This is a genomic window from Rhodococcus sp. T2V, from assembly GCF_029269925.1.
Lineage (GTDB): Bacteria > Actinomycetota > Actinomycetes > Mycobacteriales > Mycobacteriaceae > Rhodococcus_F > Rhodococcus_F koreensis.
The window spans coordinates 1-392 of the sequence record NZ_JARJBD010000524.1 but is presented as its reverse complement, the minus strand read 5'-3'; the positions used below and the strand labels follow the sequence as shown (position 1 = coordinate 392).

Here is a 392-nt window from a genome sequence, read left to right as displayed (position 1 = left end):
ACAACAAAGATGCTCGCGTCCACTGTGCAGTTCTCAAACAACACACAACCAACCACCCACACAGACACCAGACCAGACACCGAGAAGAGCCGAAACCCTCCGCAACGCCCGCGGTTTGACCTGCAGTGCTTGCTTGTCGTTACTTTCCTGTAGAAAAAACACTTGCGTGTTCTCTCAGGACCCAACAGTATGCCGAGCCCCTTCGGTTCGCTGCCGATCTCGAGCCGGTTCACCGCCTCCGCGAACCGCAGGTAGGTGTCCACGCTCGCGACGACGACGCGGGCGTCGATGGTCAGCAGTTCGATGCCGACCAGCGAGACCCGCACGTACGCGTCGATCACGAGGCCCTTGTCGAGGATGGTGTCGATGACGTCGGCGAGACTACTCGAGCT

General features: G+C 59.4%; 1 pseudogene. It reads right to left on the bottom strand.

Annotation, left to right across the window (positions count from 1 at the left end):
• Positions 1-194 precede the first annotated feature (194 nt).
• Positions 195-392, bottom strand: a pseudogene (gene gvpJ, locus P3H15_RS55245) (gas vesicle protein GvpJ); the annotation flags it as partial.